This window comes from Leptospira mayottensis 200901116 (assembly GCF_000306675.2).
GTDB classification, from domain to species: domain Bacteria; phylum Spirochaetota; class Leptospiria; order Leptospirales; family Leptospiraceae; genus Leptospira; species Leptospira mayottensis.
Genome location: NZ_CP024871.1, coordinates 1,498,170 through 1,512,500, shown reverse-complemented (window position 1 = coordinate 1,512,500; position 14,331 = coordinate 1,498,170). Strand labels below are relative to the sequence as shown.

Genomic DNA, 14,331 nt, shown 5'->3' with positions numbered 1-14,331 from the left:
GAGAAATCCGTATGTCGACGAAATATCAAGAAGGCACTTTCGATCTGAGTTTGATTAAAAACGTAAAAGATACAAAGAAATTTTGGGACGAGGTCGCTCCGAACCGACAGGTTTTTTGCACGATTCCGTACACTACCAATTCGAATTCCTGTCGTTTAAACGACGGAGAAATCAAAGCGATTCAATTTTTCAATGGAGAAGGAGTCGCCTACCCGTCAAATGATCCAACTTCCGTTACAGACTGGGGCGCATTTGGAAACGGCCCAGTTCAATTCTATTATACCGGTTTGTATCTGAGATCTTTGGTAACCGCCTGGGCGACGGAGCCCGGGCTTACGTTTTCCAATCTTACTCTATTCGACAACTACAGAGTTCCCGGAATCAATATCGTTCCTAGATTGAGCTATAAACCGGGAGCTGATTCTACAACGAAAACAATGTATCCACCTCTGGTGTTTCCAATACTCTACAAAGTGGAAAATGGAGACCAGGATATGCTCGTGTATCCCGGCTTCGATCCTTATATCCTAGAAGTAAGAATGAATCTGAAAGAAAACCTAATGATACATTCTTACGTTTCGAGCATAGGGGGAATAAGAACCTTAGTGGGTATCAGTGATTGGAAACCCGACAGCAACCATAAAGGAGAATCCGATATGGGAGGCAACCTTCTGATTCGTTCACGCATTATTCGCCCTGAAATCGCCTCCAGCTTGACGGTGTTAGGCGGAACAGCTTCCACAACCCACTACTACGGGGTATATCGTCTTGCCGAAACGGATATCAATACAAGACTCCCTCTGATCGCTTCTCCCGTCCAAGGCGCATCTACAAAGATGAAGTATATTCATCCCGGAGAATATAGGCTTCTTTGTATCGGAGATCTTGCCAGAGTGGATGGTTATCCGGAAACCGTGGTGAGAGAAACCGTCTTTACAGTTCCGGAAAACGCACCTCGTTCCGAAGTTCAAGTCAACCTAAGTTGTCCATAACAAAACAATTTGTAAAAGGCTGTAATCTTATTTTTCCACAAATCGCCAGTGAAGATCTTTGATATTGTTGCAACCCCTACTGAATACGATATTGCATAGACACGAAGTCGAAAATAAATTTTTACTTTGTAGAAGAAGTGGAAATCGTTTCTAAAAAAGTATTGTACTCCACACATTCCGGAATTTGATAGGTTACGATAGAACCGCAATCTGCACGTTCCACACTTTTAATACAAAGTTCCGCCTCTAACTTCAAACTATCGCTGAGTTTTTTCAAAACAATCGGCTCAGACTTATCGTAATCGTAATTAAAATCGCTGTAACATTGCGCATTATCAGGGTAAGTTAGAGCGGCGTCTTTTCTGAGTTTTCCTTCAAGAGAAGAAAGATAGGGTTCTTTACAACGACTCATCTGAGAGCAATATGCTTCGGCAACTCTTTTGTACGTTTCCGCGGAAACGGACGGAGAAGGGCTTTTTTTTTCGCACTGAACCATAAGGAATCCTGTGAGTATGAATCCCAATATTCCCTTAAAAATGCCGCGCATATAGAAAGAATAGAGACTGAACCTTCATTGGCAAGTTTTTTCCGAACCTCAACATGAAATTGAAATCCAAGTTTTAGCCCCAAAAAAATCCCAATTTTCGAATTCACCTTAAATCGAAATCTAAAAAAGTTCTACTCCGTTTCCAAGAAGAACTTTTCTTTCGATCCCATAAGAAAGAAAAAACTCAAAAGATCACAGACCGAATGATTCCACGCAGGAAATGTCCGAAAAAACTGAAACGAACCTACATCGGATAATGCCCCATAAGGAATTCAAAATATTTAATATTTATATAAATACCAAAGAAGGTGCGTTTCCTAACAAATCGTGAGAGAGGCTCCTTTACCTGCAAGCATAGCTTGAAATCGTAAAACACAAAATTCGATCAGGAGACAAAAGATAATAACCGAAATATCAACGAGGTAGTCGATTTAGAATATCTTGATATTCTTTTGCCATTCCCAAAACCAATTCCTTAGCAGGAATTAAATCTTTGATCTGAGCGACTCCGTGCCCGGCAGACCAAATATCCCTCCAACGTTTATATTCCTGATCTAAATTTTGAGACTGTCCACTATGTGAAAGATCACCCGCCTTCTCCACGGATTTCTTGAGCCAGTTGGCTGGAATTCCTGAAATTTTTTCGGTATACACAATTTCTTCCGGACCAGATTCGATGAGCATTCGCTTATAATCTTCGGAAGCCATGGCTTCCGGAGTGGCAATCAATCTCGTCCCTACATAAACAGCGTCGGCGTCTAACGCAAAAGCGGCAAGCATCTGAGCCCCGCTTGAAATAGCGCCTGCTGCAATCAGAGGAAGGCCAGTTTCTTTTTTGAGATAAGGATAAAGGCTGAAAGGAGAAATATTTCCAGCGTGACCACCAGCCCCTTGTGCAACTGCGATCAACGCATCGGCCCCCGCCTTCGCAACAATATTGGCATGTTTGAGCGTAGTCACATCGCAGAATACTTTTGAGCCGATGCTTTTGGCTTCGTTGACTACCGTACGCGGACTTCCTAAACTTGTTATTAAAAGTTCCACCTTTGCGTCCAAAATCACTTCCAATTGTTTGGACCAATTTGGATTATGCGACTTATGGAGAATCAAGTTTACGCCGATCGGTTTTTTCGTTCTAGAACGGATCTCCTGAAGGCCGTCTTTAAGTTGCTCCGGAGAACGATAATTGAGAGAAGGGAAACAACCGATCCCACCTGCTTCGGATACCGCCACAACCAAATCCGGGTAGGAGACTAAAAACATAGGTGCTCCGATAATCGGTAAATCGATTCCTAACATCTCCGTTATTTTAGTGTTCAATTTCATTTTGAAAACTCTTGGAATCGCTGTCGTTTTGGGCAAGGAGGATTTTTCTTCCCAAAAGGAAAGCGTTCGTAAACTCTGAACTTATGGTCGTGATCGTATCCTCTTATAAAGTTTTAGACGAAAAGATTGAAGAGTTCAAAAAAATCAGTTATGATATGGCAAAAGAATCCCTTGATACGGAAGAAGGGATCCTCAGGCTTGACGTACTTCAAGGCGATGGAGATCCGGGAAGATTTTTATTTATGGAAGTATATAAGAACGAGGCGGCGAGAAAGAAACATCTCGAAACTCCCCAGTTTATCTCTTGGAGAAGGGCTGTTCCGGAATGGTTCAGTCAGGGAAGTACTTCAATTCAGTATCTTCCCGTTCATATCGATCTTCCTTTTTAATCAACTCGCCCACCAAAAAATAAGTCGATACAACTCCCTTTCCCTTGATGTCTACCTTCCCTCTTTTTTCCAATTGAAAGAGAGGAGAAGCGGCAAGATAAAATTCTTCCGTTACGTGAATCTTTCCCGGAACGCCGTGGGATTCCATACGAGAAGCAAGATTGACTGCATCTCCCCAAAGATCGTAAATGAATTTTTTTCTTCCAATCACTCCGGCAACAACTGGCCCGGAATGGATTCCAATTCGAATGTTTAAATCTTCCCGAACAAATTCCTCGTTCGTATTCACTTCTTCTAATATATCTAAGGCGAGATTTGCAATTCTTTGAATATGATCCTCGCAGGGAATCGGAATTCCCGCTGCAACCATATACGCATCTCCAATTGTTTTGATCTTTTCCACCCCTCTACGCTCCGCAAGTTCGTCAAGTCTCGAAAAAAAACGATCCAGCAGTCCCGCGAGTTCTTTCGGCGTTTTACGAGCCGCAAGAAGGGTAAAACCAACGATATCCGCAAATAGAATAGAACATTCGGAAAAATATTCGGAGATTTGGGACTTTTCGTTCTTCAATCGATTTGCGATCTCGTCGGGAAAAATGTTTCGTAAAAGAAGATCCGATTTTTCCTTCTCCTTTTCCAAATCTTTTGTCTGTGTGTCGATCGTTTTTGCCTGCAAAAACAATTTGCGCGTAGTCAATTCCAAAGTATAACCTGCAATAACCGCAAAAAACTCGGAAAACCATATTAGAAAACTATAAATTACCTTGTTCTGGGAATCCAAACTTTCGTCCATGAGAAGTACATATTGATACGCGGCCAGATACGTAGAAGTTCCGATGAACGCGAGTAAAGTTCGGATTCTCAGAACCAAAAACGCATAATACGAGATGATGATTAGAATAGTGAGTAAGATCGCATGTTGATTCCGAATGAAGGCAAAGCCGACGTAAACAGCGACTAACCCGGCAATCGTATTGACTATGATGGAAAGAGGAACCATAGTCGACCGGAATCTTTTCAAAGTAGAAAGGGAAAGTCCGAGCCCGAAAGTCACACTTCCTTCCAGGATCCAAAGAACCCGATGATCCCGAATGAGAAGAATATCGTAAAAGAGTAAAAAGACAGCAATATACCCGATCACCGCCGATATCGCTCCGATTCTGACGAATACCGCGACATGGTCTCTGAGAAAGGATCTAAACTCTTTTTCCAAGTTGGGATCTAAAAACCGAAGAAGATAATTCTGAAACATCGCCGCATCGTTCCTATTTAAAGAATACGAGGCAAGTATTTTTTGGAAACAAGCTTTGACTTGACATGGATCCTTATTTTCGATATTCTGTAACCAGAAGCTTTACAGATATGACGAGTCGATTTACAGTCGCCATCCATATTCTTTCCCTTCTTTCTCTTGGTGAAGGTAAGACGAAAACTTCCGAAGAACTTGCAGAAAGCGTAAATACAAATCCTGTTGTGATCCGTAAAATTTTATCTCTCCTTAAAAACCGTGGAATCGTACGTAATCAAATGGGACCGAATGGAGGCTATGTTCTTGCAAGAACTCCTTCGGCCATTAACCTAAAGGAAATCTACGAGGCCATAGACGAAAAAATTTTCCAAATGCACTCTAAATCCCCGAATAAGAAGTGTATTTGTGGCCACGCGATCCAACCGATCCTTTCCAAGGTTTATGAAAAAGCCCAGAGAGTTTTGGAAGACGAACTTGGTTCCACAAATTTGGATTTGATCGCTCGAGAAATTCTCAGCTTTTCCAAAAAATAAAGTGAAATCAAATTCCAAGTCGACTTAACGAATTTTATGCTAATTAGAAGAAAGGGGTTCTCACTCATTTTTCAAAAGAACACGAAATCGTTTAAGACTTCTTATCCTTCTCTTTTGTATTTTCTTTTACCCGATACTTAACAATTTTTGCAATCAATTTAAGAGGCAAAGGTCGATCGATCGGAAACTGAACTGCACCCTTCGAAGTTTTATACCCGATTAATTCGTTTTGAAACGCCCTGATTCCGCTCGAAGTCGGGTAAAACCCAATATGTTTTTTATACGCGGCAAAATAGACTAAATTACCGTGAAACACGTATGCAGGTATTTGATAGCTGATCTTCTCTTCAGCTTTAGGCGCCGATTTTTTAATAACGGATCGCAATTCTTCTAAAATTTTCCGTATATCTCCGGGAAAACGGCTGATGTAATCGTCTACATCCTTAAAATTTATTTTTTTTGAATCCATATCCGTAGTGATTGAATCTGATCGTTTGAAAGTTCGAAGGCGATTTTAAGTTTATTTTTATACGAAATAGTTTTTCAGAACAAGAAAAATTAAATCCTATCTGATGGAATTCTTATTAAAAAAACGTGAGTTCAGGGTAAGAAAATCTTGGTGAATGGCTCGCAAATTTCATGCTAAAATGTAATAGTTAAAAGTTGATCTTACACTCCTTAAAATAAATAAGGAGAAACAACTGACACACAGCATAAAAAATAATCAAAAACAAGTAGCAACTCAACAGAACGCTTCTAAGGGGCGCGTTCCGGGACTTTTAAAGTTAACAGAGACTTTGGGAAACCTATCGAAGGCTTGTACCGTGATGGACTATTCCAGAGATAGCCTCTATCGTCTCCGCATTTGTTAACCCACGGTAAAATAAAACAACTTTAGAATATACCTTCATACAATTCCGTTTTACGGAATTCTAATTTCCGATATTTAGCAGATTTCTCACACGAACAATATCTACTGATTTCGTTTTAGAGTTTTCAAAGAAATAACTTAATTGCCACTTCTGCGTCCGTTGAGCCTGTTTATTATCCGGAAAATCCCATGGAGGATAAATTCTAAAACCTCTCTTACCTTCTTTTTTATCGGAGATTATACCTCTATCGCATAAGATTCGTTTCGGAAAGATAAACTGCCCGGAAAGATTTTTATCTTTTATCCCGATAATAACATAATCCGTTAAATCATGAATATCAAAAGGTCGAATATGTCCTTCACTATTTCGCTTCCATAATGTGACAAACTGACCAATTTTAGTAGGAGTTATTTTCGCCAATCGAAAAGTAATCTTTAAATTTCCAATATTAAAAGTGGAAGCCCCATATTCCAAACTCTCATTTTCCATTTGAAAATTCAAAATTCGTACATTACATAAATCGAAAACATAATCTTTAATATCCTGCAAAATCGCAGGTACGACAGCAATATTTTGAACCTCCTTTTTCATCTATCGATTATAATATTTGCATACAATTTACTTCAAACGGCACTTCATAATATGAGTATTCTTCTGCTGCATGCTCTCAGTTTTCTATAACGCTTAGAATTTCAATTCCAAAAAAAAAATTTTACGAGCCCAGTGACACTCCCTAAAAAAAATCCCAGGATACTTCCATTAATCCGAATCGTTTCTAAGACATTCCGGGTTTTCCATTCCAAATTTTTTCTCAGATCCTTAGGATCCAAGCTCTGCAGCCTGCTAGTAATTTGTTTTCCAATATAACCGGAAACCCCCTCGTCTATACGTTTTTCTACAAACTCAAAAATGGAACGAAGAGGAGCATATTCCTGTAAGGTTTTAATCTCTCCGATTTCTTGAAGATGTTTTTGGACGAGAGTTCCCAGAAATCGACTAGCTTGATCCTTTAAAAATCCCATCAAGGATCTTACCGCCTTCTCTCTCTGATCCAAGTGCAATTCGTTCCAAGACGAAATATATGTTTCCGCAGAAGCGGCCATAAGATTGACCAATTTCTCAATGGTTTTTTCGTCTTTGGATTCGATTATCAATCCTTGTTTAACGTGATTTCCATATTCTTTTAACTTTTTCGGGAAATCGACGACTAGATTTAAAACGACCTGGGCCACCAAATTCATTTTACCTAATATTTCTTTAAGAAGGGATTTGAATTCTTCGGTATCGGCGACTTTGATCATGGATTCTCCGATCAGAAGTTTAATCGTGTCTATAATCTCCTTTTGTCGGTTTAATTCCTTCAATATTTCGACATCGGTTCCGGAAAACTGATAATGAACGACGTATTGAACAATTTCCTCTTCCACCTTAGAAAAAAGTCGGTTTAATACCTCGTTCGTTTTTTCTTCGTTTCCGAAAGTCTCCAGTAAAACCTCATGAACCTCGTCTCGAGTTGAAGGATCTTCCAAAACCATTTTTACCCTGGACCGAATTACTTCGTGATGTAAAAGATCGTCTGCCACCCAGTTTCCAATTTCGGAGGCTAGTTTGGAGCTGTCTTCTTCGATCGCTTTGTAGGTCTTCCATACGGCAAACCAATCACAGAGTCCTCCGATTAAACCTCCTTCCAGAGCAGAAAAAATAACTTTTACAACCGAAGTTTCCGAATTTCCAAAAAACAAAACAAAAAATATCGCTATCGAAAATCCGATTAGAAGCGAATTAGAAAAAAACTTTCTTTTTCTGAAAGGAGCTTTTTTTGAGTCGGACAAAAAAGATATCAATTGGATATTTTCCTGTGCGTTAAAAACGTGGCCCCAAAAAACAAAAGCGGAAGTAGAAATTGAATTAGAGTAATCAAATAGGTACGAATATCATAAAATACGAATTCATTCTTTTTCTCCATAGAACAGAAGTAAAATTGACCTTCCAAAGTCCGATATACTTTTTCCCCGGATACAAGCTTCCAAATAGGAAAAAAACCGGAGCGGATAAGTATGGGAAAACAAACATCCGATTCGGTTTCTTTCGAAAGCTCCCATTTGATTTCGGAATCGTTCCAAACAAGCGGATCGATTTCAGACGACAAAAAAATCGATGCCTTTTTCTCTCTCCTTGTGTCGGGTTTCCTTTCGTTGCCCATGTTCTCTTCGACTTTTTTTTGAAAGTAGGAATGAAGTTGAGAGACCTCATAAGCTCCTGAAAAGAAAATCTTATTCGATTCGAACTCCTCCTTGGACAGAGGAACCAAAGAAACGTTCCATTGAAACTTAAAATCCAAGACCGGCTCTGGCAGATCTTCCAATCTAAATTCCGATTTTTTTTGAAGAGAATCTCCCTCCATAAGGAGGGCGATCGGCTTCTGAGAAAGTAATTCCATAAAAGGTCGAGAAGAATTCAATTTCCATAAAGTCCATTTTCCTTTTTTATAAATCATCGAGAACAATTGTGGAGACACAGTCACGATTCGATTCAATGCGTCCGATCTAAGTAGAACATACGAAACGCCTCTTTCGGAAAGGAGATTTAAAAATAATTCAGAAAGTTTTTCTTCTGTCTGAATCGAATGAATGTTTCCTTTTTTTTCTTCGTTGTGTGGAGAAGACTTAAATCCTTGTTTAGGAAACAACCGAATGATTTCTTCTGCAGAAGAAAAGAACGAATGTTCGAAACGATTCTGCAAAGTGATATTTCGTCTAACTGCTTGGCGGATCAATACAGAAACCCAACGAGAATCCCGCGAACCGTATTCATCGGTCATCTCTTCCGACGCAATCAAGGCGCCGTAGGAAGTTTTTTCAAAGACCCGAATCCATTCTTCTTTTTGCCTCCACACGGAGGAAGGATTTACGGAAAAACTTTCGATTCCAGTGGATGGTCCGGGAATCGTAATGATAAATCTATATAACCCCAGGATGAATAAAATCAAACCAGCCCAAAGTTTCCATTTTCCAGGCGGGAGATTCTTCAAAAAAAATCTCGCGGTCACAAGGGCGGAGAAAGTCAAAAAAACGAGAGATACATTGAGAGCCGTATACCACTTAACGTGTAACCACGGAAAAATCAAAGACAACGAAGAATCCGTCGCCATCCAGTAAAAAAAGAGGGTTCCGAAAATCAAAAATCTGGAAATCGGAGGCAATAATTTTCTGATAAAGAGCAATCGAATTCCGATCACAAATAAAATCGGAAACAATAGATGAATCCAGTACTGATCGATTAGAATCCGTTTGATTATGATTACAAACCTTTCCGGACTTGTATTAGAAAATTCTTCCCCAAAAAGAGATAAAAGTCCGTTGATTGAAAAAGAAATCGGCAGATTTTGCTGAAACGAAACATACGCAAAATAATTCCATAATATAGGGGAAGCACACAACAACGGAAGTAAAAAGATCAGCAAAATCTCAAAGATCGTAAACTCGTCTTTGTAAAAGAGAAAGTAAAGTCCCAATGTAATCACATAGAACAAAGACATTTCGTAGTGTGTGTAAAATACAAGAGACCCCGTAATCAGATTCTTAAGAAAAGAAGAAACCTTTCCCGTATAACGAAACTTTTCCAGATAATAAATCGCAAGCAATGCAAACGCAAGCCCAACGACAAAGGAAATCGAATTTTGAAAAACACCCACAATTCCCGCACCAACGATAGGATCTCCGGGATATAAGAAGTAGAACGTAAGTCCGGTCATTGTAATGAGAGCATTCCCCGGCCTAAGACTAGTTTCTGTGAGAAATAAAAATCCCAATTTCAAAAACGCGTATGAAAACAAAAAGAGTATGAGTAGAATCCCTAAATTGAAGGAAACACCAAAAGGAAAAAGAAATAAAATAAACGTGTGAAGAAATGAAACAAGGAAAAAGAAAAAGGGAGCTTGAAAGTAAAAGGTGGGACTTCCTCCCTGCAAAGAACGGTCGTATCCCGAAGAGAGAAAACTCTTAAATAGAACCTGATAGTCCTGTGCGATGAGATATTGATTCCGTAAGGATACGGAATCGGGGACTTGATCTGAAAATAAAAACCGAAATTGTATGGATAAGAATAAAAAGACTAAAAAAAATACGAATGGTTTTCTTGCCGCGTGAGGAATTTTCCATTTCCCCTGTATGATTTGCATGGGATGATTCTTACGAAACCCGATTTCCTGACAAGCAAAACGAATATTCAAAATTTCCTTTCAGATTCCGTTCCAAGGAAAACACTTCGTAATTTGTATAATGATCCTTCTTTCCGCTTTCCTGGACACACTTTTCAAAGCCGGTTTTGAAATTGCATCCGCCTGAAAGTGGACAATAAAAGACGATTCGTTCCTCTAAATTTTGCTCAGTCGATTTTATAAGCCGGAAAAATAATTCAAAGCCCAACTTATAGTTAGTAATGTCCGAAGTTTTGAGGGTGTCGTGTCGATTGTGTAAATGACTTGTGAATAACCAAAAAGTAACAAGGATAAACCCAATATGAGCAACCCCAAAAATCGAGCTGAAGAGCTACTCGATGAATTAATCAAAGATAAGAGTCCTGAAGATCTACTGGGAAATGAAGGCCTCTTAAAGCAACTAACGAAGTCGTTGATAGAGCGAGCGATGCAAGGTGAGATGACGCATCACCTTGGATATGAGAAGAATTCCTCGTTGGGCAATAACTCAGGCAATTCTCGAAATGGAAAAAGTAACAAAAAGCTCAAAGGAGATTTTGGTTCTATCGATTTGGAAGTACCTCGAGATAGGAATGGAAGCTTTGAACCTCAGATAATCCAGAAAGGACAGACACGTTTTACCGGCTTTGATGACAAAATCATTTCGATGTATTCACGCGGAATGACCACACGAGAAATTACCCAACATCTCCAAGAAATCTATCAAGTGGAAGTCTCAGCGGATCTGATCTCAGAAGTCACCGATTCGGTACTGGAAACGGTGATCGAGTGGCAGAATCGCCCCTTGGATAAAGTATATCCAATTCTCATCATGGACGCGTTAGTCGTAAAGGTGAGAGACGGCCACCACGTTCAAAACAAATCCTTCTATTTGGCTTTAGGAATCAATCTACAGGGCACAAAAGAGATACTTGGGATTTGGGTGGAGCGCACCGAAGGAGCGAAGTTCTGGCTTCAGATCTTAACCGATTTAAAGAATCGCGGAGTTGAAGATATCTTAATTGCTTGTGTCGACGGGTTAAAGGGATTTCCGGATACGATCATATCAGTTTTTCCTAATGCACAAGTTCAACTTTGTATCGTTCATATGGTAAGGAATTCTTTGAAATGGGTTTCTTACAAACAGAAGAAAGAGTTGATGATTGATTTAAAGGCTATCTACAAATCTCCGTCGGCAGAGATTGCTAAGAAAAGCCTTGATGATTTTTCAACCAAATGGGACAGTCAATATCCGATGATCAGCAAGTCCTGGAGAAACAATTGGGAATCGGTGATTCCTTTTTTGGCTTATCCACCTAATATTCGTAAGGCGATTTACACCACAAACGCTATCGAATCTATGAATATGGGTTTAAGAAAAATTATCAAGAATCGGGGTTCGTTTCCTACCGATGAAGCGGCTATCAAGCTTCTTTATTTAGCTTTGAATAATATGTCTAAAAAATGGACCATGCCTATTCAAGATTGGGGAAAAGCAATGAATCAATTTTCGATTATTTTCGGCGATCGGTTGAAGTTCGATTCGTTTTAAGATATGTCATTTACACAGGAACGCTGACACCCTCGAAGTTTTTTCGATAAGTCTTTGAAAAATTCTTTGCAGGTAAAATTCGAAATCACTTCTAAACGAAACCAATTCGAATCAATATTTCTGTCTTCAATGTATAAAAGAAGGTCTTTTTACAGAATATATTATATTTTTATAATGCTTGAAATTCGATATCAAGGCCAAATGGTTCCAAACTTTCCTCTCAGAGCAAATCTTTTTGAAAATTCGGATTTTTTTCCTCAACACGAATAAAAAATCTACAGTTAACGCCTTGATTTCTTAAAATGTATCTTCACGATCAAACTTTAATACTTCCAAAATCTTAGAGAATCCTTCCTTTACTGAAATAAAATGATACTATTCTTTAGTTTCGATTTTCCAATTTTGAAACGAACTCTAAAAAGCCGTTTTTTTCAACAGAAATTCCCAACAAATGCTTCTATTTTCAAACTCTGTAATGAGAAAACTTTTTATTTTGCCAGGAATCATCGAAATATTTTTTAAAATTTAGCATCCGCCCCTTCCATCTTTTACTAAAAATTGACCATAATCAAACATCTTTGACCAAATATTAAACATATCTATTTATAATAAAAAATATTTAACTCATTCTAAGAGCCTATTTGCACTTTAGGAAAATCATTTTATTCATCAAATAAAACGGATTTCCATTAGTTTCAAAAGAATATTCTCCATAAACACGGATATTATTCCTTGATATAAGAAATATTTCTAATATGATGGATTTTCTATTGACTGTAGAAATTCAAACCTTCTTTCTGGTAAAAATTCCCAAGCGGAGGATTAGATGAAACATACTAAAATTAAAATGACGGCAGGAATTCTTTTCCTCTGTGCTATTCCATTGAGCTTATTTTCGCAGGACATTACAAAAGAGAAAAAGTCTACATCCGGTCCAGTTCTCAATTTAGATCCGCCTTCCAACGTAAAATACGAAGAACAAACAAACGATGGAAAAGGAATTCCTGAAATCCAACAAGAACTCGCCAAGGAAGAGCCCTATAAAAGCCCCTACAAAGGAAAACTACCCGGAGAATTTATGAAGTCCATGCTTCTTTCTCCGGAACACCAAGATGCAATGAGGAAAACGGATCGACTCTGGTTCGGAGATATCTTCCGTGCGGGTTTTCAAGTCCGTCCTCGTTTCGATTATAGCCATAACGCCGATTTTGATAAGCGAACTCAGGACGATAGAAACTTTGCGACTCAGAACTCCCAGGTTTTCTTTGTCATAGATCCGAACCCTTACGTCGCCGCCAAAGTCACGATCCAAGACGTTCGCGTTTTCGGTGGCGAACAATCTCGTAAAGATGGGCAACTCGGATATTTGGGGCTTTCCAACTCAGCCGGTGCCGAATTAAGCGCCGCACCAACTGCCACAAATTCTGTAAGTATTAAAAACAACACAGATCTAAGAGAAGGCTTTGTACAATTAAAAAACTTCGCGGAAGGTTTCGAAGTTTTTATCGGAAGGCAAATCTTCGGTTTCGGAGATAATAGATATGTCGGCGGTAGAAACGACGGCCAGACCGGAAACTCTTTCGACGGAGCTCGTGTAAAATACAACTCCAAATATTTCAACTCGGAAGCATTCACTTCCATCATTGCGGAAGACTCAAATGCGGGTAGCGGCAACAACACTGCAAACGGAGTCAAACGTGGTACCGTCAACGACACGTATCTTTCCGGTTTATACAATACGGTAAAATTCGAAGACTTCCTCGTAGATTTCTATTATTTCAACATCGACAAAAAATGGGAACAAGGTCCAAGCCCTACCACAAGTTTGGATAGAACAAGACAAAGAGACGATTTAAATACGGTCGGATTTCGCTTAACAAATAGAACGGATAGCAACCGTTTGCCCAAGACAAAATCCTGGGACTGGACCTTGGAAGCCTCCTGGCAATACGGACACAACGGCCAAAAGATCAACGCAGGTTGGGATACTCTCAAACAGACCGTGGATGGGAATCCGAAATCTCAAAGAATCTATACTCAAAATGTGGAATACGATTCCAAGTTTTTCATCGCTCAAACGGGATATACCTTCTTCGATCGATTTCGCATAGGCATCCAATATTCGATCGGCTCTGGAGATCCGAATAGAACGGACAACAAAGTGGCAACATACGACGCATCCTTTGCAACGAGATCCGGAGGTTTCCCTTACTTCGATTCCGGAAACGGGATCGTAAACGCTACTTTCTGGTCGAACACAAGAACCAAATCCGTTCACCTGATGTATAACTCCGCAAACTATGGAAGATTCATCTTCGTCGCTTACGATATTCAAAAAGCTTCTGAAAATGACGCATGGTATTCTTCAGGTGGCACCCCAAATACGGGACTTACCACGGAAAACACGACCGGTTCTGCATTCGGCGGTTATAAGCTGGGCGAAAGAGGCGGAAAACGTCTTTTCTACGAATTCGATTTAATCTATCAATTCTATCTCAAAGATTACGTATCGATTTGGACGGGCGGATCTTATCTACTCGCGGGAGATTCGGTAAGAAACGCAAGAGTCAATCCTTGGGCCTCGAACGTTAACGACAGATACACGCTGGACCATAAGTCCTACAGCTTCTTCCTGTTCGTTCAATTTGCAATGTAATTCAGAAAATCAAAAAT

Annotated in this window: 12 protein-coding genes (1 of these 12 cut by a window edge); 5 read left to right on the top strand and 7 right to left on the bottom strand. The window is 39.5% G+C overall.

All coding sequences use genetic code 11. The features are described 5' to 3' along the window. On the top strand, positions 1-992 hold the 3' portion of the coding sequence (locus LEP1GSC190_RS06710) for an LIC11270 family surface protein (RefSeq protein ID WP_004280075.1). Its footprint begins 301 nt before the window's first position; 992 of the gene's 1,293 nt are visible here — the last part of the coding sequence; the start codon falls outside the window, past its left edge; its stop codon occupies positions 990-992. Positions 993-1,113: 121 nt separating this feature from the next. Here LEP1GSC190_RS06710 and LEP1GSC190_RS06705 read toward each other — a convergent pair whose 3' ends face one another. Both LEP1GSC190_RS06705 and LEP1GSC190_RS06700 read right to left on the bottom strand, forming a co-directional pair. Then, positions 1,114-1,539 carry an LA_2478/LA_2722/LA_4182 family protein gene (locus LEP1GSC190_RS06705; RefSeq protein WP_081586301.1) on the bottom strand — a complete coding sequence of 142 codons (426 nt, stop codon included), beginning with the start codon at positions 1,537-1,539 and terminating at the stop codon, positions 1,114-1,116. A 414-nt stretch (positions 1,540-1,953) separates the two neighbouring features. Further along, complete coding sequence (locus LEP1GSC190_RS06700; protein WP_237578345.1) at positions 1,954-2,865, bottom strand: NAD(P)H-dependent flavin oxidoreductase; 912 nt, start codon at positions 2,863-2,865, stop codon at positions 1,954-1,956. An 83-nt stretch (positions 2,866-2,948) separates the two neighbouring features. Between LEP1GSC190_RS06700 and LEP1GSC190_RS06695 the strand changes: the two genes are divergently transcribed. Beyond that, positions 2,949-3,254: a putative quinol monooxygenase gene (locus tag LEP1GSC190_RS06695; RefSeq protein ID WP_036035689.1), complete on the top strand. Its 306-nt coding sequence runs from the start codon at positions 2,949-2,951 to the stop codon at positions 3,252-3,254. Here LEP1GSC190_RS06695 and LEP1GSC190_RS06690 read toward each other — a convergent pair. After that, positions 3,196-4,506, bottom strand: a complete 1,311-nt coding sequence (locus LEP1GSC190_RS06690; RefSeq protein WP_002762104.1) for an adenylate/guanylate cyclase domain-containing protein — start codon at positions 4,504-4,506, stop codon at positions 3,196-3,198. The two genes, LEP1GSC190_RS06695 and LEP1GSC190_RS06690, sit on opposite strands and share 59 nt — an antisense overlap. A gap of 110 nt (positions 4,507-4,616) precedes the next feature. Here LEP1GSC190_RS06690 and LEP1GSC190_RS06685 point away from each other — a divergent pair, with 110 nt between their 5' ends. After that, the gene (locus LEP1GSC190_RS06685) at positions 4,617-5,036 is read left to right on the top strand and encodes an Rrf2 family transcriptional regulator (RefSeq protein WP_002762173.1); all 420 of its coding nucleotides are present in this window, start codon (positions 4,617-4,619) and stop codon (positions 5,034-5,036) included. Between the two features lie 91 nt (positions 5,037-5,127). Here LEP1GSC190_RS06685 and LEP1GSC190_RS06680 read toward each other — a convergent pair whose 3' ends face one another. The 4 genes from LEP1GSC190_RS06680 to LEP1GSC190_RS06665 form a co-directional block, all read right to left on the bottom strand. Further along, complete coding sequence (locus tag LEP1GSC190_RS06680) at positions 5,128-5,505, bottom strand: iron chaperone (RefSeq protein ID WP_002762155.1); 378 nt, start codon at positions 5,503-5,505, stop codon at positions 5,128-5,130. Between the two features lie 463 nt (positions 5,506-5,968). Further along, positions 5,969-6,499, bottom strand: a complete 531-nt coding sequence (locus LEP1GSC190_RS06675) for a MepB family protein (protein ID WP_002762223.1) — start codon at positions 6,497-6,499, stop codon at positions 5,969-5,971. Between the two features lie 101 nt (positions 6,500-6,600). Beyond that, positions 6,601-7,752, bottom strand: coding sequence for a DUF445 family protein (locus LEP1GSC190_RS06670; protein WP_002762225.1), 1,152 nt, complete (start codon positions 7,750-7,752; stop codon positions 6,601-6,603). Continuing rightward, a complete protein-coding gene (locus LEP1GSC190_RS06665) occupies positions 7,749-10,088 on the bottom strand; it encodes a hypothetical protein (protein WP_002762156.1) in 2,340 nt (779 codons plus the stop codon). The genes LEP1GSC190_RS06670 and LEP1GSC190_RS06665 overlap by 4 nt, the downstream gene beginning before the upstream one ends. 340 nt (positions 10,089-10,428) lie before the next feature. Here LEP1GSC190_RS06665 and LEP1GSC190_RS06655 point away from each other — a divergent pair, with 340 nt between their 5' ends. Next, positions 10,429-11,658, top strand: a complete 1,230-nt coding sequence (locus tag LEP1GSC190_RS06655) for an IS256 family transposase (protein ID WP_004280826.1) — start codon at positions 10,429-10,431, stop codon at positions 11,656-11,658. An 826-nt stretch (positions 11,659-12,484) separates the two neighbouring features. Beyond that, on the top strand, positions 12,485-14,314 hold the full coding sequence (locus LEP1GSC190_RS06650) for an alginate export family protein (RefSeq protein WP_002762056.1): 1,830 nt from the start codon (positions 12,485-12,487) through the stop codon (positions 14,312-14,314). Positions 14,315-14,331: the final 17 nt, after the last annotated feature.

Excerpts from the sequence above, each read along its gene's own strand:
- LEP1GSC190_RS06680 (WP_002762155.1), bottom strand. The coding sequence starts at position 5,505 with ATGGATTCAAAAAAAATAAATTTTAAGGATGTAGACGATTACATCAGC.
- LEP1GSC190_RS06695 (WP_036035689.1), top strand. The coding sequence starts at position 2,949 with ATGGTCGTGATCGTATCCTCTTATAAAGTTTTAGACGAAAAGATTGAA.
- LEP1GSC190_RS06705 (WP_081586301.1), bottom strand. The coding sequence starts at position 1,539 with ATGCGCGGCATTTTTAAGGGAATATTGGGATTCATACTCACAGGATTC.
- LEP1GSC190_RS06700 (WP_237578345.1), bottom strand. The coding sequence starts at position 2,865 with ATGAAATTGAACACTAAAATAACGGAGATGTTAGGAATCGATTTACCG.
- LEP1GSC190_RS06650 (WP_002762056.1), top strand. The coding sequence starts at position 12,485 with ATGAAACATACTAAAATTAAAATGACGGCAGGAATTCTTTTCCTCTGT.
- LEP1GSC190_RS06675 (WP_002762223.1), bottom strand. The coding sequence starts at position 6,499 with ATGAAAAAGGAGGTTCAAAATATTGCTGTCGTACCTGCGATTTTGCAG.
- LEP1GSC190_RS06655 (WP_004280826.1), top strand. The coding sequence starts at position 10,429 with ATGAGCAACCCCAAAAATCGAGCTGAAGAGCTACTCGATGAATTAATC.
- LEP1GSC190_RS06685 (WP_002762173.1), top strand. The coding sequence starts at position 4,617 with ATGACGAGTCGATTTACAGTCGCCATCCATATTCTTTCCCTTCTTTCT.
- LEP1GSC190_RS06665 (WP_002762156.1), bottom strand. The coding sequence starts at position 10,088 with ATGCAAATCATACAGGGGAAATGGAAAATTCCTCACGCGGCAAGAAAA.
- LEP1GSC190_RS06690 (WP_002762104.1), bottom strand. The coding sequence starts at position 4,506 with ATGTTTCAGAATTATCTTCTTCGGTTTTTAGATCCCAACTTGGAAAAA.